General features: G+C 71.0%; 2 protein-coding genes. One reads left to right on the forward strand and one right to left on the reverse strand.

Annotation, left to right across the window (positions count from 1 at the left end; translation table 11 throughout):
* The first annotated feature begins 25 nt into the window (after positions 1 to 25).
* Positions 26 to 541 (forward strand): DinB family protein, encoded by a 516-nt coding sequence (locus tag GL263_RS26440; protein WP_182858262.1) that lies wholly within the window; start codon positions 26 to 28, stop codon positions 539 to 541.
* Positions 542 to 573: 32 nt separating this feature from the next.
* On the opposite strand, the gene GL263_RS28930 is transcribed toward GL263_RS26440, so the two are convergent.
* The gene (locus GL263_RS28930) at positions 574 to 1437 is read right to left on the reverse strand and encodes a potassium channel family protein (RefSeq protein WP_182858263.1); all 864 of its coding nucleotides are present in this window, start codon (positions 1435 to 1437) and stop codon (positions 574 to 576) included.
* Positions 1438 to 1460: the final 23 nt, after the last annotated feature.

The following is a 1460-nucleotide window of genomic DNA, read 5'->3' on the forward strand; positions in this document are numbered from 1 at the left end:
CCCCACACCTCCCGGAGTCACCACCATGGCCGCCGACGCCGACAGTCGCCCCTTCCCTCCCACCACCGCCTCCGAACGGCGGATGCTGCGCGACTACCTCGACTTCCACCGCGCCACGCTCGAGATGAAGTGCGCGGGCCTGACCGACGAGCAGCTCCGCCGCCGCGCCTCGCCGCCCTCCACGCTCACCCTCCTCGGGCTCGTGCGCCACATGGCTGAGGTCGAACGCGCCTGGTTCCGCCGCGTCATCGACCGCCAGGACGTACCGCTCGTCTGGTCCTCCGACGGCGACTACCAGGCCGCCTACGACGCCACCGGCTCAACCCGCGAGGAGGCGTTCGCCGCCTGGCAGCAGGAGATCGAACACGCCCGCCGCATCGAGCGCGCCGCCCCCTCCCTCGACGTCACGGCCACCGATCCCCGTTCCGGCGCGGAGGTCTCCCTCCGCCTGGTGATGCTCCACCTCATCCACGAGTACGCCCGCCACAACGGCCACGCCGACCTCCTCCGCGAAGCCGTCGACGGCACCACCGGCGTCTGACACCACACGCTCCACGCCCCTCCACACCGGGCTCACCGCCGGGCGTGTTCCTCCTGATACCGGTCGAACACGACCTCCGGTGAGCCCTCGGTGTGCAGGAAGTGGAGGTCCAGCGTCCGCGCGAGATCGGCCAGCGCCCGCTCCAGCACCGCCGCGGCCGGTCGCACCTCACCCTCCCCCTCCGACCGCATCCGGCACGCCACCCGGTAGGCGTACGGCGCCCACAACGGCAGCGCCTGCCCCGCGTCGTCGTCGAAGAAGTAGTACGTCTCCGGGTACTGCCCGATGTCCACCCGCACCCTGATCACCTCCGACGCCAACGACTCCAGCGTCGAAGCCCCCAACACCACCGGCGGCTGGTGCGCCTCCGAGTCCACCTCGTGCAGGATCGCCAACCGCCGCGCCAACGCCTTCCGCCGCCCCAACGCCGGGTAGCTCCCCAGCACCCACGACACCACCGCCGTCAGCAGCACGAACCCCACCAGGGCCTGCAGCGGCGACACCACCCGCAGCCAGCCGTCCACCGGCACCACGTCCCCGTACCCGAGCGTGCCCACGGCCACGATCGACAGATAGAACGAGTCCAACACGTTGCTGCGGTCCTCCGGCCGCAGCCCCGGATCGAACGCGAACCCCTCCGGCATCCGCGACAGATAGACCAGCGCCCAGCCGACGACCAGCAACAACCCCCACATCGACACGACCGCCAGCATCCCCAACGGCCCGACGACGCCGGCCACCCGCTTCCCGCCGACCCGCTGCGAGACCCGCCACAACGCCGCCATCACCAACCGGCTGACGCCACCCCGCCGCGTCGGATGCCACAACGTGTGGAATATGTCCCGCAACGCCAACAGCACCACCAACACCCCGAGCACGGCAATCCACCAACCCATAACCCCAGACCCTAAGCCGCCTC

It is taken from the genome of Streptomyces durbertensis (assembly GCF_014156695.1).
Taxonomy (GTDB): domain Bacteria; phylum Actinomycetota; class Actinomycetes; order Streptomycetales; family Streptomycetaceae; genus Streptomyces; species Streptomyces durbertensis.